Origin of the sequence: Mycolicibacterium boenickei (assembly GCF_010731295.1) — a bacterium.
Lineage (GTDB): Bacteria > Actinomycetota > Actinomycetes > Mycobacteriales > Mycobacteriaceae > Mycobacterium > Mycobacterium boenickei.
Map to the genome: position 1 here is coordinate 4,005,871 of NZ_AP022579.1, position 15,271 is coordinate 4,021,141.

A 15,271-nucleotide genomic window follows, 5' to 3' on the forward strand; every position below is an offset into this window, starting at 1 on the left:
GCTTGCCCACCGTTACCGTTAGCCACCCCGTAAGCTCGTTAGCGTGCAGCGACGAATCATGGGAATCGAGACGGAATTCGGTGTGACCTGCACCTTCCATGGCCATCGCCGGCTCAGCCCCGACGAGGTCGCCCGCTATCTGTTCCGGCGGGTGGTGTCGTGGGGCCGCAGTTCCAACGTGTTCCTCCGCAACGGGGCCCGGTTGTATCTCGACGTGGGCAGCCACCCCGAGTACGCGACCGCCGAATGCGACAACCTGACCCAGCTGGTCACCCACGACCGCGCAGGCGAGCGCGTTCTGGAGGACCTGCTGATCGATGCCGAACAGCGGCTGGCCGACGAGGGCATCGGCGGCGACATCTACCTGTTCAAGAACAACACCGACTCGGCGGGCAACTCCTACGGCTGCCACGAGAACTACCTGATCGTGCGGGCCGGTGAGTTCTCCCGGATCTCCGACGTGCTGCTTCCGTTCCTTGTCACCCGCCAGCTGATCTGCGGCGCTGGCAAGGTGCTGCAGACGCCGAAGGCCGCGACCTACTGCCTCAGCCAGCGTGCCGAGCACATCTGGGAAGGCGTCTCCAGCGCGACGACGCGGTCGCGTCCGATCATCAACACCCGCGACGAGCCGCACGCCGACGCCGAGAAGTACCGGCGGTTGCACGTCATCGTCGGCGACTCCAACATGTGCGAGGCCACCACGATGCTCAAGGTGGGCACCGCCTCGCTGGTGCTGGAGATGATCGAGGCCGGCGTGCCGTTCCGGGACTTCTCCCTCGACAACCCGATCCGCGCCATCCGCGAGGTCAGCCACGATCTCACCGGACGGCGTCCGGTGCGGTTGGCGGGCGGGCGGCAGGCCAGCGCCCTGGACATCCAGCGCGAGTACTACAGCCGGGCCGTCGAGTACCTGCAGACCCGCGAGCCCAGCACCCAGATCGAGCAGGTGGTCGATCTGTGGGGCCGGCAGCTGGACGCGGTCGAGAGCCAGGACTTCGCCAAGGTCGACACCGAGATCGACTGGGTGATCAAGCGCAAGCTGTTCCAGCGTTACCAGGATCGCTACAACATGGAGCTGTCCGACCCGAAGATCAGCCAGCTCGACCTCGCCTACCACGACATCAAGCGCGGTCGGGGGGTGTTCGATCTGCTGCAGCGCAAGGGCCTGGCCGCCCGGATCACCACCGACGAGGAGATCGACGCGGCGGTCAACACCCCGCCGCAGACCACCCGGGCCAAGCTGCGTGGCGAGTTCATCAGCGCCGCACAGGAAGCGGGACGGGACTTCACCGTCGACTGGGTGCACCTCAAGCTCAACGATCAGGCCCAGCGCACCGTGCTCTGCAAGGATCCGTTCCGGTCGGTCGATGAGCGAGTCAAGCGCCTGATCGCCAGTATGTGAGCTCTAAGCTTTCCTCTCGTGGCGGTATCCAAAGTCGAGCGGTTGATGAACCTTGTCATCGCCCTGCTGTCCACCGATCGTTTTCTGCCGGCAGAAAAGATCCGCAAAATCGTCCAGGGCTACGACGACAGCTCCAGTGACGAGGCGTTCTCGCGAATGTTCGAGCGCGACAAGAACGAATTGCGTGATCTGGGAATCCCGCTGGAGACCGGCCGGGTGTCAAAGTTCGATCCCACCGAGGGGTATCGGATCAATCGGGAGGCGTATGCGCTTCCGGCGGTGGAATTGACCACGGACGAGGCCGCTGCCGTCGCGGTGGCCACGCAGTTGTGGCAGTCGCCGGAGTTGATCACCGCGACCCAGGGTGCGTTGCTCAAGTTGCGGGCGGCGGGGGTGGACGTCGAAGGCGGTGATCCTGCGGTCGCGATCGCCACCACGGCGGTGCTCCCCGGTATCCGCGGTTCGGAGAAGGTGCTGGGAACCCTGCTGTCGGCCATCGACACCGGACGGGTCGTGCAGTTCGAGCACCGGTATTCGCGCAGCGATCCGTACACCACCCGCACCGTCGAACCGTGGGGCGTCGTGACGCACCGGGGGCGCTGGTACCTCGTCGGGCATGACCGGCTCCGCGACGACACCCGTACGTTCCGGCTGTCGCGCCTCGGTGACACGGTCGCAGCCATCGGAGAGGCCGGTGCCGTCCAGAAACCCGACGGGGTCAACCTGCGTGAGGTCGTGCAGCGCGTTGTCTCCGAATCGCCGACAGGGGAACAGGCCAGGGTCTGGGTGGCCGACGGGCGGGCCACCGCCTTGCGGCGGCAGGCGATCGCGACGCAGTCGCGCACGCTGGCCGGTCGCGCCGGCGAGGAGATCACCGTCGACGTCGGGGGAAACGACAGATTGGCCAGGGAGATCGCGAGTTACGGTGCCGACGCCGTGGCGCTGGCACCACCATCGCTGCGCGACGACGTGTTGGCGCGGTTGCGGGCGCAGGCGGGCACACAATGAGCCAAGTGTCGACCCGGCTGGTCCGGATGCTGAACATGGTGCCGTACTTCCAGGCCAACCCGAAGGTCACGCGAGCGGAGGCGGCCGGGGCGCTGGGCGTCACCCGCAAGCAGCTCGACGACGACCTGCGGCAGCTGTGGATGTGCGGCCTGCCCGGGTACAGCCCCGGCGATCTCATCGACTTCGATTTCGAAGGCGACACAGTCGAAGTGACGTTCAGTGCCGGCGTGGACCGCCCGCTGCGGCTGACCTCTACCGAAGCGACCGGCATCCTGGTGGCACTGCGGGCCCTGGTCGACGTGCCCGGCATGGTCGATCCGGAAGCCGCGCGCAGCGCGATCGCCAAGATCGAATCCGCGGCAGGCAGCAAGCTGGCGGCCGTCGACGAGCCCGCCCAGACCGAGAGCGTCGCCGCTGCCGCGGTGCGGGCCGCGGTGCGCGACGGCCGCGCGGTGACCCTGGAGTACTACTCGGCGTCACGGGATTCGTTGAGCGCGCGCACCGTCGATCCGATCCGGGTCGCGCTCGTCGGCGACAACAGCTATCTGGAGGCGTGGTGCCGGACCGCGGAGGCCGTGCGGCTGTTCCGCTTCGACCGCATCGTCGACGCGCAGGTGCTCGACGAGGCATCGGCGCCGCCACCACCGGCGGTGCAGGCCGGCCCCGACACGTCGCTGTTCGATGCGGATCCGGCGCTGCCGTCGGCCACCCTGTTGGTCGATGCAACCGCGGCGTGGGTGTTCGACTATTACCCGTTGCGGGTGGTCAGGGAACTGCCCGACGGTGCCTGCGAGGCGGCGATGACCTACGCCTCCGAGGAGTGGATGGCCAGGTTCGTACTCGGCTTCGGCTCGGCGGTCACGGTGCTCGCCCCGGATTCGTTGGCGCAGCGGGTGCGGGATGCGGCCGCTGAGGCCCTGCGTGTCTACGACGCCGACGACGCACGCGGGTAGACTCGGCACGGACGTCTGGAGGTAACCAAATTGGGTGGTCTACAACCCTGGCACTGGATCATTGTCATCGCGGTGTTCGTGCTGCTTTTCGGCGCCAAGAAGCTGCCTGACGCCGCGCGGTCGCTCGGTAAGTCGATGCGGATCTTCAAGTCTGAGATCAAGGAGATGCAGTCGGACTCTGCGGCCTCCCCGGCGGAGGCACCGCCGGCCAAGCCGATCGCTTCCGAGCGGGTCGACGCTCCGGCTCCCGAGCCGTCTCCGGACCGCCACACGGCCTGACCGGTCCGGCACCCGACACGTCATCGCTCGCGATGACGTGTCGCGTCCACGACCAGGCCTCTAGAACACGCCCGTGACCTCCGGATTCATCAAGAAGCTCGATCCCCGCCGCCGCCGCTCGCGGGTCAACCCCGACGGCACGATGTCGTTGGTCGACCACCTGCACGAGCTGCGCAACCGTCTGCTGATTGCCGTAGCCGCCGTTCTGCTGACGACGATCTTCGGCTTCCTCTGGTACACCAACGGCTTCTTCGGTTTCCACAGCCTGGGGGAATGGCTGCGCGGCCCGTACTGCTCGCTGCCTGCATCGGCGCGGGCGACCATCGCACCCGACGGCGAGTGCCGGCTGCTGGCCACCGGTCCGTTCGACCAGTTCATGCTGCGCCTCAAGGTGGCGCTGGCCGCCGGGCTGGTGCTGGCCTGCCCGGTGTGGCTCTACCAGCTGTGGGCGTTCATCACGCCGGGTCTGTACAAGAAGGAACGTCGCTTCGCGATGGCGTTCGTCGGCGTCGGCGCCGTGCTGTTCATCACCGGCGCGATCCTGGCCTACGTGGTGCTGGCCACCGCCCTGGGCTTCCTGCTCACCGTCGGCAGCGACGTGCAGGTCACCGCGCTGTCGGGCGAGCAGTACTTCGGCTTCCTGATCAACCTGCTGCTGGTGTTCGGCATCAGCTTCGAGTTCCCGCTCCTGATCATCATGCTCAACCTGGTCGGCATGCTCAGCTACGAGCGGCTCAAGGCCTGGCGGCGCGGACTGATCTTCGGCCTGTTCGTGTTCGCGGCGTTCGCCACGCCCGGCTCTGACCCGTTCACCATGCTGGCACTGGCCTGTGCGCTCAGCCTGCTGCTGGAGTTCGCCATCCAGGTCGCACGGGTCAACGACAAGCGCAAGGCCCGGCGCGAGGCACTGGAGGTGCCCGAGGACGAGGCCGCGCCGATACCGTCGGCGGAGCCGCTCGAGCGGCCGGAACCGGTGACCGAACCGGACGTGAGGCCGTCGCGGATCGACATCGACGACGATGCCACCTGAGTCCGGTGATCAACCCGGCGGTGAGCTGACCAGGTTCACCGCCGAATATCCGTTCGCCCTCGACGATTTCCAGCTGCGCTCCTGTCGCGCACTGGAAAGCGGGCACGGCGTCCTGGTGTGCGCACCGACCGGGGCAGGCAAGACGGTGGTCGGTGAGTTCGCGGTGCACCTGGCGCTGGCGGCGGGCGGCAAGTGCTTCTACACCACACCGATCAAGGCCCTGAGCAACCAGAAGCACAACGATCTGGTGGCCCGCTACGGCGCGGCCAAGATCGGGTTGCTCACCGGCGACCAGTCCATCAACGGTGACGCCGACATCGTGGTGATGACAACCGAAGTGCTGCGCAACATGCTCTATGCGAACTCGCCTGCACTGCAAGGGCTTTCCTACGTCGTCATGGACGAGGTGCACTTCCTGGCCGACCGCATGCGCGGTGCGGTGTGGGAGGAGGTGATCCTGCACCTGCCCGAGGACGTGCTCCTGGTCAGCCTGTCGGCGACGGTCAGCAATGCCGAGGAGTTCGGCGGCTGGATCCAGACCGTTCGTGGCGACACCACCGTCGTCGTCGACGAGCACCGGCCGGTGCCGCTGTCGCAGCACATGCTCGTCGGGCGGCGGCTGTTCGACCTGTTCGAGGGCACGAACAGCACGCTCGTGGACCCGGACCTGTTGCGCCACATCAGCCATCGGCGTGAAGCTGACCGCCTGGCCGACTGGCAACCGCGCGGACGGGGGCGCGGGCGGGGCGGGGGAGGTCGCCCCCAGCTGTACCGGCCACCGAGCCGGCCCGACGTGATCGCCACCCTCGACGCCGCCGGGCTGCTGCCCGCCATCACGTTCGTGTTCTCGCGCGCCGGATGCGACGCGGCGGTCCAGCAGTGCCTGCGGGCGCCGCTGCGGCTGACCACCGACGAGGAGCGCGCCAGGATCGCGGAGATTGTCGAGCGCCGCTGTGCCGACCTGGCCGAGTCCGACCTCATCGTCCTCGACTACCACCAGTGGCGGGAAGGACTGCTGCGCGGGCTCGCCGCCCACCATGCCGGCATGCTGCCGGTGTTCCGGCACACCGTGGAGGAGCTGTTCACCGCGGGCCTGGTCAAGGCGGTGTTCGCCACCGAGACCCTGGCGCTGGGGATCAACATGCCTGCCCGCACCGTGGTGCTCGAGCGGCTGGTGAAGTTCAACGGCGAACAGCACGTCCCGTTGACGCCGGGGGAGTACACCCAGCTGACCGGGCGGGCGGGGCGCCGCGGTATCGACGTCGAAGGCCACGCCGTGGTGTTGTGGCGGCCCGACGACAGCAACGCCGAACCCGCCGAGGTCGCCGGGCTGGCCTCGACCCGGACCTTCCCGCTGCGCAGCTCGTTCGCGCCGAGCTACAACATGACCATCAATCTGGTGCAGCAGATGGGGCCCGAGCAGGCCCACAAACTGCTGGAGCGCTCCTTCGCCCAGTATCAGGCCGACCGCTCGGTGGTCGGACTGGTGCGCGGGATCGCGCGCGGCGAGCGGATGATGGGCGAGCTGGCGGCCGAACTCGGTGGAAAAGACGCGCCGATCCTCGACTACGTCCGGCTGCGGTCCAAGATCGGCGAACGCGAACGCGCCCAGTCCCGGGCATCGCGACTGCAACGGCGGCGGGCCGCCACCGACGCCCTGGCCGGACTGCGCCGCGGCGACATCATCACCATCACCCACGGTCGCCGCGGCGGCCTGGCGGTGGTGCTTGAGCCCGCAGAACGTGACAGCGACGACCCACGGCCGCTGGTGCTCACCGAACACCGTTGGGCCGGGCGGATTTCGTCGGCCGACTACTCGGGCGCCTCGGCTCCGCTGGGCGCAATGACGCTGCCCAAACGGGTCGAACACCGGCAGCCACGCGTGCGCCGGGACCTGGCGTCGGCGTTACGGTCGGCGGCTGCCGAGCTGTCGGTGCCGTCGAAGCGCGCGAGCCGTGGTGCGGCGGCCCCCGAACGGGATGTCGATCCCGAACTGGCCGGCCTGCGCGACCAACTGCGCCACCACCCGGCGCATCAACTACCCGAGCGCGAGGCCCAGGCCCGGATCGCCGAACGCTATCTGCGCATCGAGCGCGACAACGCCCAGATCCAGCAGAAGGTGAACGCGGCGACGAACTCGCTGGCCCGCACCTTCGACCGGATCGTGGCGCTACTCAGCGAACGCGGCTTCATCGAGGCCGCTGCTGGTGAACCACGTGTCACCGATGCCGGCCGACTGCTGGCCCGGATCTACAGCGAGAGCGATCTGCTGGTGGCCGAGTGCCTGCGCGCCGGGCTGTGGGACGGTTTGCAGCCGGCCGAACTGGCCGCTGTGCTCTCGGCTGTGCTGTTCGAATCGCGCGGGGACACCGCGGGTGGCGTGTTGGGCGTCGACATTCCCACCGCGGGTCTGCGCCGCGCGCTGGCCCAGACCCGGCGCGTATCAGCCGACCTTCGCGGCGACGAGCAGCGGCACCGGCTGGCCCCGAGTCGCGAACCCGACGAGGGTTTCGTCACCGCCGTCTACCGCTGGGCCACCACCGGCGATCTGGGTGCGGCGCTCGCCGCCTCCGATGCGGGCGGTTCGGGTACGGCGCTGTCGGCGGGCGATTTCGTTCGGTGGTGCCGGCAGGTGCTCGATCTGCTCGACCAGGTGCGCAACGCCGCCCCCACGCCTGCCCTGCGCAATACCGCGAAACGCGCTGTCAACGACGTTCGCCGAGGCGTTGTTGCTGTTGATGCGGGGTAGGGTGTGGTCTGGCGACACCCGAACAGGATCAAGGAGAACCATGAGCGGACCGCAGGGACCTGACCAGGGACAGCAATGGCCCGGTCAGCAGCCTGAGCCCGGGGGGGACCAGGCGCCGGGTGCCGAGGCGTGGCAGCCGCCCACCCCCGCATCCGAGGACCCCACGCCTCAAGCTCCGGCCTGGCAGCCGCCGGCGTATACGCCGCAGCAGTACCCGTCGTACCAGCCGCCTACCCAGGGCGTGCCGCAGCCGGATTACTCGCAGCCGCAGCAGCCGCAGTACCCGGGTCCCGAGCAGTACGGCCAGCAGGCCTACCCGGGCGCCCAGCCGCAGTACGGCCAGGTGCCGCCGGGCTACGGCCAGGTGCCGCCGGGCTACGGGCAGCAGCCGCAGTACGGGCAGCCCGGTCAGCCCCCGCAGTTCGGTCAGCCGGGCCAATACGGCCAGCCGGGCCAGTACGGCCAGCCGGGCCAGTACGGCGCTCCCGGACAGTTCGGGCAGTACGGTGTGCCGGGTGCGTCGGGTGAATCCAAGCGTTCGCTCGCCACGATCGGCGGCATTGTCGGTGGCCTCGTGGCGCTGTTGCTGATCATCCTCGCGGTGACAGCGTTCTGGCTGCCGGGATGGGCGATGACGACCAAGCTCGACATCAACAAGGCCCAGAGCGGAGTCGAGCAGATCTTGACCGACAAGACCAACGGCTATGGCGCCACCAAGGTCACCGGGGTCAAGTGCAACGACGGTGAGAACCCGACGGTGAAGAAGGATTCGACCTTCGACTGCGAGGTCACCATCGACGGCACCAAGCGCAAGGTGACGGTGACCTTCAAAGACGACAAGGGCACCTACGAGGTCGGTCGACCCAAGTAATACCCGCTGATTTCCGACGTCAGGGTCGCTTCGCCGCGTGGCGAGCGACCCTGACGTCGGAAATGGCGTTCGTGGTCGCGCTGTCAGCCCGGCAGTCGGTCCAGCGCCGTCTGCAACCGGCTGATCGACGAGGTTACGCCGTACGCCGCGGCAAGTTCGGCGACTCGCGCCGGGTCGTGGGCGGCCAGCGGTAGTTCATCGGTCGCGCCGGACAACGTGACCGGAGCATCCGTGGCCACCCGGACCACCGGTTCGGCGGCAGAGATGTAGTCGGCGGCGGCCAGCAGCTTGGCCCGATGTGCTTTGGACAGTGAGGATTTCGGGTCCTCGGCGGCCGTCTGGATGCCCTGCAGCGAACCGTGCCGGGCCAGCAGGGTCGCGGCGGTCTTCTCACCGATCCCGGCGACCCCGGGCAGTCCGTCGGACGGATCACCGCGCAGCAGGGCCAGTTCCGCGTAGGCCGGCCCAGCCCGGTCGATCGGCACGCCATACACCTCGGAGACCTCCTCCGGGCCGAACTTGGTCGCCTTGGCCAGTCCGCGGCCGATGTAGAGCACGCGGACCGCCGGGGTCGGCTCGTCGCGTACCAGCTGCAGCAGGTCACGGTCGCCGCTGACCACCACCACCGGATCATGCTGTTCGCGCGTCGCCAGGGTGCCGAGCACGTCGTCGGCCTCGAACCCGGGTGCCCCGGCTGTCACGATGCCGAAGGCGTCGAGCAGCTCCATGATCATGTCGACCTGCGGGGTGAGGTCGTCCGGAACCTCTTCGACGTCGGGAATGCCGTCAGGCTGGGGCTCTTCGACCCGGTGCGCCTTGTACGACGGCACCAGGTCGACCCGCCACTGCGGCCGCCAGTCATCGTCGCGGCACACCACCAGCCGGCGCGGCCGCTCCCGCGTGACCAGCGTCGCGATCGAATCCAGGAATCCGCGCACCGCGTTCACGGGCCTGCCGTCGGGTGCCTTGATCGACGACGGCACACCGAAGTACGACCGGAACCACATGCTGGCGCCGTCGAGCAGCAGAACTGGGTCGCTCACTGGATCCTCCCGAAGACATATGAAGCGGCGGTGACGGCTTTGCCACCGGCACCCTCGTCGTACAAGGTGGCTCGCACCGCGACGGTGCCGCCCGCACCGGGCAGCGCGCGGGTGTCGACCCGGAACGGTCCGGCCTTGCCGCGCGCCAGGAACATCACGTGCGACGAAAGACCTTGCAGTGCATCGGTATTTGCCGCTTCTGCTGCCCTTTCGGAGGCGGCGGTCTCCAGGATCACGAACTGCGGCCCGATGTGCAGGGCAGCGTCCGGCGAGGCCACCTCGACCGCCAGCTCGGGCAGCGCCCAATGCCCGTCAGCTCGCTTCTGACCACCGAACACCTGCCACAGCGGCGGCAGATCCGGACCGTCGACGATGTCGATCGGGTCGACCGGCATCTTCTCCAGGCCCTCCGGCGGTATACCGATCGAGATGCCCTGCCCCTCGGTGAGCGCGATGACCCGTTCGGGGTTGTCGGCGTCGACGATCACCGAACGGCTGTAGGCCAGCTGCCTGCCCTGCTTGAGCACCTCCGTGTCGACCCGGATGCGCGCGACGTCGGCGCCCGGGTCCAGCACCTGGCAGGAGTGGATGACCGGGTTGGGTACGGCCTCCAGATCGCTCACGCCGCCACTGTCGGGAGACGAGATGCCCAGCACCGCCAGCAGCACGCCTCCCGCCGGATTGCGCATGTCGCGGCGCAGCGTCACGGTGTCGTCGACCGGACCCAGGTCCATCGAGGAGTACGAGCGACCGAGGTAGCGGTAGCTCAGCAGCCCGCCCCAGCGCCGTCGCAGCTCAGCCGCATACGCCTCGGGATCGTCGGTGAGATCGCGGATATCACGCAACATTCCAGCGACAGTAGCCGGTGCCGGCGCCCGCCTGGACGGACACCACGGTCGCGCACCGATTAGCCTCGATGCCATGACCGTCAGCCGATTCAGCACCGACGTGTACGCCCACCGCCTCTCCGCGGCCGCAGCAGCTGCGGCAGAAGCGGGTCTGGCCGGCCTCGTCATCACACCCGGCTATGACCTGCGGTACCTGGTCGGCTCGCGCGCGCAGACCTTCGAGCGGTTGACGGCGCTGGTGTTGCCTGCCACGGGAGAACCGACCATCGTCGTGCCGCGCCTGGAGCTGGCGGCGCTGCGCGAGTCGGCGGTCACCGAACTCGGTGTGGCGGTGCGCGATTGGGTGGACGGGCAGAACCCGTACCAGATGGTGGCGGACGCGCTCGGCGGCGCCGGTGTCAAGACAGCGGTCACCGATTCCATGCCCGCCCTGCATCTGCTGCCGCTCGCCGACCTGCTCGGCGTGGTCCCGGTGTTGGCCACCGATGTGCTGCGGCGCCTTCGGATGATCAAGGACCCCGCCGAGATCGACGCGCTGCGCAAGGCCGGCGCGGCGATCGACCGCGTGCACGCCAGGGTGCCCGACTTCCTGGTGCCCGGCCGCACCGAGGCTGACGTGGCTGCCGACATCGCCGAAGCCATTGTCGCCGAGGGGCATTCAGAGGTGGCGTTCATCATCGTCGGATCCGGCCCCAACGGCGCCGACCCGCACCACGAATGCTCCGACCGCGAGCTGAGCGCGGGCGACATCGTGGTCGTCGACATCGGCGGCCCGTATGAGCCCGGCTACAACTCCGATTCGACGCGCACCTACAGCATCGGCGAGCCGGATCCCGAGGTGGCGCGTCGCTACGCGGTGTTGCAGCGCGCCCAGCGGGCGGCTGTCGCGGCCGTGCGCCCCGGCGTGACCGCCGAACAGATCGACGCGGCCGCCCGCGACGTCCTGGCCGCCGAGGGACTGGCCGAGGCGTTCGTCCACCGCACCGGGCACGGTATCGGGCTGTCGGTGCACGAGGAGCCCTACATCGTGGAGGGGAACGACCTGCCGCTGGAGGCCGGGATGGCGTTCAGTGTGGAGCCCGGGGTGTACTTCCCGGGGCAGTGGGGCGCGCGGATCGAGGACATCGTCGTGGTCACCGAGGACGGTGCATTGTCGGTCAACAACCAGCCGCACGACCTCGTCGTGGTGCCGGTGAACTAGCCCTCGCTGCGGTCCAGCAGCTCCGAGGAGCCCAGCACGCGCTCGATCCGCACCTCGATCACCACGCGACGGGGGTTCACCCGCGGGGTGCGATAGCGCTGGGCGTACCGCAGCTCGGCATCACGCACCGCGTCCGGCTCGCTGCTCACCGTGGACTTGCCCTCCAGTGACAACCAACGTGCTCCGTCGACCTGGCTGAGCACGGCAATGCCGCGCTCGTGCGCGTTCACCGCCTTCTGCGAGCCGCCGTTGGTGATGACCCGCGCGATGTGCGTCTTGGGATCGAACGTGAAACCCACCGCCACGACGTGCGGTGAGTTGTCCGAGCGCAACGTGGTGAGCATCGCCAGGTGGCGTTCGGTGAGGAACGCCAGCGCTTCGCTGGTGAGCTTGGTGGTTGCCTTGCCACGAGATGTAGCCATCGGGGTCCACGCTAGCGCAGGACATAATCGCTGCCATGGATGACACGGCTGGCACGGATCCCCGTGTCGTGGTGATTTTCGGGGGCCGCAGCGAGATCGGTGTCGAACTCGCGGTTCGGCTCGCCGACGGGGCGGTTGTCGTGCTGGCCGCCCGCCGCCCCGACCAGCTCGACGAGCAGGTCGCGGCCGTGACGGCGGCCGGCGCCGCGGCGGTGCACACCGTCGAATTCGACGCCGACGACGTCGCCGGCCACACTCGCGTGGTCGAGGCGATCGAGGCCGCGCACGGGCCGATCGACACCGCGGTGCTGGCCTTCGGAGTGCTCGGGGATCAGGACCGCGCCGAGGCCGACCCGGCCCACGCCGTGGCCGTCGTGCACACCGACTACGTGGCCCAGGTCGGTCTGCTGACCGTGCTCGCTCAGCGCATGCGCGCCCGGGACCGCGGCCGGCTGGTGGTGTTCTCCTCGATCGCCGGGGCCCGGGCCCGTCGCGCCAACTACGTCTACGGTTCGGCCAAGGCCGGCCTCGACGCATTCGCCAGCGGGCTGACCGACGCCCTGCACGGAACCGGGGTGCACCTGCTGATCGTGCGGCCCGGGTTCGTCATCGGCCGCATGACCGAGGGCATGGACCCGGCGCCGTTCTCCAGCACGCCGGCCCAGGTGGCCGATGCCGCGGCCAAGGCGCTGCGCAACGGCAAGCGTGCGGTGTGGGTGCCGTGGGTGATCCGGCCGATGATCTTCGTGACGCGGTTCGTGCCACGCCCGATCTGGCAGCGGATGCCCCGATGAGCACCATCACCGTGGTCGGCATCGGAGCCGACGGGATGGCGGGCTTGTCACGCACCTCGCGTGACGAGTTGGCGCGCGCCACCGTCGTGTACGGCTCGCCGCGGCAGTTGGACCTGCTCGACGAGAGCGTGACGCCGGACCGTCGCGAATGGCCGTCGCCGATGTTGCCCGCCTTGCCGGCTCTGTTCGACAAGGCGGGCGGCGACGCCGATGTGCACGTGGTGGCCAGCGGTGACCCGCTGCTGCACGGCATCGGTGCGACGCTGATCCGGTTGTTCGGGGCGCACCGGGTCCGGGTGCTGCCGCACGTGTCGAGTGTGACGCTGGCCTGTGCCCGGATGGGCTGGACGGTGCCCGACACCGAGGTGATCAGCCTGGTCACCGCCGCGCCGCACACCGCGGTGCGCCGGGGCGGCCGCGCGATCGTGCTGTCCCGCGACGCGCAGACCCCGGCCGCGCTGGCGCGGTTGCTGAGCGAATCCGGCCGGGGCGACTCGGAATTGACCGTACTTGAGCAACTGGGCGGGCCGGGGGAGCGCCGCCACGACGGCCTCGCCCGGAACTGGGCGACGGCGGGGCCGGTCGACGTCGACGATCTCAACGTGATCGCAGTGGACTATCGGCCGGACGAGCGCCGGGCTCAGGCGCTGCCCGACGAGGAATTCGCCCATGACGGGCAGCTGACCAAGCAGTCCATCCGGGCGGTCACGCTGGCGGCGCTGGGGCCACGGCCCGGGGAACTGCTGTGGGACGTCGGCTCGGGGTCGGGCAGTATCGCGATCGAATGGTCGCGCAGCGCACCCGGTTGCGCGGCGATCGCGTTCGAGCGTGACGAGCAGCGCCGCGACCGGATCATGAGCAATGTCACGGCTTTCGGGGTTCGGGTGGACGTCCGCGGCGGCGCTCCCGAGTCGTTCGACGGTGCGCCCGAGCCCGCCGCGATCTTCGTCGGCGGCGGCGTCACCCAGCCCGGGGTGCTGCAGGCCTGCTTCGACCGGCTGCCCTCAGGTGGGCGGCTGGTGGTCAACGCGGTCACGCTGGAATCAGAAGCAGTTGTGGCGCAATGGTATTCGAAGGAAGGCGGCGAGGTGCGGCGGTATCAGCACTATCAGGGCGGCGCGATCGGCGGCTTCACGGGCTGGCGTCCTGCGCTGCCGGTCACGCAGTGGGCGGTGGTCAAGCGATGACGGTGTACTTCATCGGGGCCGGCCCGGGTGCGGCTGACCTCATCACCGTGCGCGGCGCGAAACTGCTCGGCAGCTGCCCGGTGTGCCTGTACGCGGGGTCGATCATGCCCGACGACCTGCTGGCGTTGTGTCCGCCCGACGCCAAGGTCGTCGACACCGGTCCGCTGAACCTGGACCAGATCATCGACGAACTGGTCGCCGCCGATCGCGCGGGTGTGGATGTGGCCCGGCTGCATTCGGGTGATCCGTCGATCTACAGTGCGCTGGCCGAGCAGTGTCGCCGTCTCGATGAGCTGGGCATCGGATACGAGATCGTCCCCGGGGTACCGGCATTCGCCGCGGTCGCCGCAGCGCTGGGACGCGAGCTCACCGTCCCCGGCGTCGCCCAGACTGTCACCCTGTCCCGGGTGGCCACCCTGTCCACGGCGATGCCCGAGGGTGAGGACCTGCGCACCTTGTCGGCCCCGGGAGCGACGTTGGTGCTGCACTTGGCCGCGGCCCAGATCGACAACATCGTCCCGCAGCTCCTCGACGGTGGTTACACCCCCGAAACTCCTTGTGCCGTGGTGGCGTTCGCCAGCTGGCCGCAGGAGATCGTGCTGCGCGGAACGCTCGCCGACATCGCCGAGAAGATGCATGTCGCGGCGGTGACCAAGACCGCGGTGATCGTCGTCGGCGATGTACTTGCCGCCGAAGGGTTCTCCGACAGCTACCTGTATTCGTCCGGGCGGCGTCGCGGAGCCACCCACTGATGAAGGTGCTACTGCTGGGCGGCACCGGTGAGGCCCGCGCCCTGGCCGCGGCCCTGCACCCGCACATCGAGGTGATCAGCTCGCTGGCCGGGCGGGTCCCCGACCCGGCGCTGCCGGTCGGTCCGGTACGCATCGGCGGGTTCGGCGGGGTGGACGGGATGCGGCAGTGGCTGGTCGACGAGCGCGTCGACGCCGTGGTCGACGCCACCCACCCCTTCGCCGCCACCATCACCGCGCACGCGGCCCAGGTGTGCACCGAACTCGCCCTGCCCCACCTGATCCTGGCCCGGCCGGCCTGGGCCCCCGGCTCGGCGATCGTGGTGGGGTCGGACACCGAAGCCGCCGAAACCGTGACGGCCAACGGGTATTCGCGGGTCTTCCTCACCACCGGGCGTTCCGGCACGCGGGCGTTCAAGGACGTCGACGCCTGGTTCCTGATCCGCGCCGTCACCCCGCCGGACCCTGACACCCTGCCCGCCGATCACGATCTGCTGCTGTCCCGCGGTCCGTATGACTACGACGGGGAACTGGCACTGCTGCGGGAGCACCGCATCGATGCGTTGGTGACCAAGAACAGTGGCGGCGCGATGACCGAGCCCAAGCTGCGGGCCGCCGAGGCGGCGGGCGTGCCGGTGGTGATGGTGGACCGTCCACCACTGCCGCCCGGGGTGCACACGGTGGCCACGGTCGCAGAGGCGGCTGACTGGGTTAGGGCCAAAACCGCAGGCTGAG

15 protein-coding genes are annotated in these 15,271 nt (G+C 69.2%); 12 read left to right on the top strand and 3 right to left on the bottom strand.

Going from position 1 to position 15,271, the window contains the following annotated elements:
- Positions 1-43: 43 nt before the first annotated feature.
- From pafA to G6N57_RS19025, 7 genes are all read left to right on the top strand, one after another.
- Positions 44-1,402: a Pup--protein ligase gene (pafA, locus tag G6N57_RS18995; RefSeq protein ID WP_085980515.1), complete on the top strand. Its 1,359-nt coding sequence runs from the start codon at positions 44-46 to the stop codon at positions 1,400-1,402.
- An 18-nt stretch (positions 1,403-1,420) separates the two neighbouring features.
- Positions 1,421-2,410 (top strand): helix-turn-helix transcriptional regulator, encoded by a 990-nt coding sequence (locus G6N57_RS19000; protein WP_077741049.1) that lies wholly within the window; start codon positions 1,421-1,423, stop codon positions 2,408-2,410.
- Positions 2,407-3,363 carry a helix-turn-helix transcriptional regulator gene (locus tag G6N57_RS19005; RefSeq protein ID WP_077741048.1) on the top strand — a complete coding sequence of 319 codons (957 nt, stop codon included), beginning with the start codon at positions 2,407-2,409 and terminating at the stop codon, positions 3,361-3,363. Before G6N57_RS19000 ends, G6N57_RS19005 begins: the two co-directional genes overlap by 4 nt.
- 30 nt (positions 3,364-3,393) lie before the next feature.
- Positions 3,394-3,642, top strand: coding sequence for a Sec-independent protein translocase subunit TatA (gene tatA / locus G6N57_RS19010; protein ID WP_077741047.1), 249 nt, complete (start codon positions 3,394-3,396; stop codon positions 3,640-3,642).
- Between the two features lie 73 nt (positions 3,643-3,715).
- On the top strand, positions 3,716-4,672 hold the full coding sequence (tatC, locus tag G6N57_RS19015) for a twin-arginine translocase subunit TatC (RefSeq protein WP_077741046.1): 957 nt from the start codon (positions 3,716-3,718) through the stop codon (positions 4,670-4,672).
- Positions 4,662-7,421 (top strand): DEAD/DEAH box helicase, encoded by a 2,760-nt coding sequence (locus tag G6N57_RS19020; RefSeq protein ID WP_077741045.1) that lies wholly within the window; start codon positions 4,662-4,664, stop codon positions 7,419-7,421. Before tatC ends, G6N57_RS19020 begins: the two co-directional genes overlap by 11 nt.
- Positions 7,422-7,461: 40 nt before the next feature.
- Positions 7,462-8,292 (top strand): DUF4333 domain-containing protein, encoded by an 831-nt coding sequence (locus G6N57_RS19025; RefSeq protein WP_077741044.1) that lies wholly within the window; start codon positions 7,462-7,464, stop codon positions 8,290-8,292.
- Positions 8,293-8,375: 83 nt separating this feature from the next.
- Here the strand turns inward: G6N57_RS19025 and G6N57_RS19030 are convergent, their stop codons facing one another.
- Together G6N57_RS19030 and G6N57_RS19035 are read right to left on the bottom strand one after the other, a co-directional pair.
- Positions 8,376-9,335: a 5'-3' exonuclease gene (locus tag G6N57_RS19030; protein ID WP_077741043.1), complete on the bottom strand. Its 960-nt coding sequence runs from the start codon at positions 9,333-9,335 to the stop codon at positions 8,376-8,378.
- Entirely contained in the window at positions 9,332-10,183 is an 852-nt protein-coding gene (locus tag G6N57_RS19035; RefSeq protein ID WP_077741042.1) for a hypothetical protein, read from the bottom strand. The genes G6N57_RS19030 and G6N57_RS19035 overlap by 4 nt, the downstream gene beginning before the upstream one ends.
- Positions 10,184-10,256: 73 nt before the next feature.
- Between G6N57_RS19035 and G6N57_RS19040 the strand changes: the two genes are divergently transcribed.
- On the top strand, positions 10,257-11,384 hold the full coding sequence (locus G6N57_RS19040) for a M24 family metallopeptidase (RefSeq protein ID WP_077741041.1): 1,128 nt from the start codon (positions 10,257-10,259) through the stop codon (positions 11,382-11,384).
- Here G6N57_RS19040 and G6N57_RS19045 read toward each other — a convergent pair.
- On the bottom strand, positions 11,381-11,806 hold the full coding sequence (locus tag G6N57_RS19045) for a F420-dependent biliverdin reductase (RefSeq protein ID WP_019343992.1): 426 nt from the start codon (positions 11,804-11,806) through the stop codon (positions 11,381-11,383). The genes G6N57_RS19040 and G6N57_RS19045 overlap by 4 nt on opposite strands.
- Before the next feature lie 35 nt (positions 11,807-11,841).
- On the opposite strand from G6N57_RS19045, the gene G6N57_RS19050 reads away from it, so the two are divergent.
- From G6N57_RS19050 to G6N57_RS19065, 4 genes are read left to right on the top strand one after another with little or no spacing between them, the layout of a single operon-like run.
- On the top strand, positions 11,842-12,600 hold the full coding sequence (locus tag G6N57_RS19050) for a decaprenylphospho-beta-D-erythro-pentofuranosid-2-ulose 2-reductase (RefSeq protein ID WP_077741040.1): 759 nt from the start codon (positions 11,842-11,844) through the stop codon (positions 12,598-12,600).
- Positions 12,597-13,787 carry a precorrin-6y C5,15-methyltransferase (decarboxylating) subunit CbiE gene (cbiE, locus tag G6N57_RS19055; protein WP_077741039.1) on the top strand — a complete coding sequence of 397 codons (1,191 nt, stop codon included), beginning with the start codon at positions 12,597-12,599 and terminating at the stop codon, positions 13,785-13,787. Before G6N57_RS19050 ends, cbiE begins: the two co-directional genes overlap by 4 nt.
- Positions 13,784-14,539, top strand: a complete 756-nt coding sequence (gene cobM / locus G6N57_RS19060; protein ID WP_077741038.1) for a precorrin-4 C(11)-methyltransferase — start codon at positions 13,784-13,786, stop codon at positions 14,537-14,539. Before cbiE ends, cobM begins: the two co-directional genes overlap by 4 nt.
- Positions 14,539-15,270 (top strand): cobalt-precorrin-6A reductase, encoded by a 732-nt coding sequence (locus tag G6N57_RS19065; protein ID WP_077741037.1) that lies wholly within the window; start codon positions 14,539-14,541, stop codon positions 15,268-15,270. Before cobM ends, G6N57_RS19065 begins: the two co-directional genes overlap by 1 nt.
- The last annotated feature ends 1 nt before the right edge of the window (position 15,271 follow it).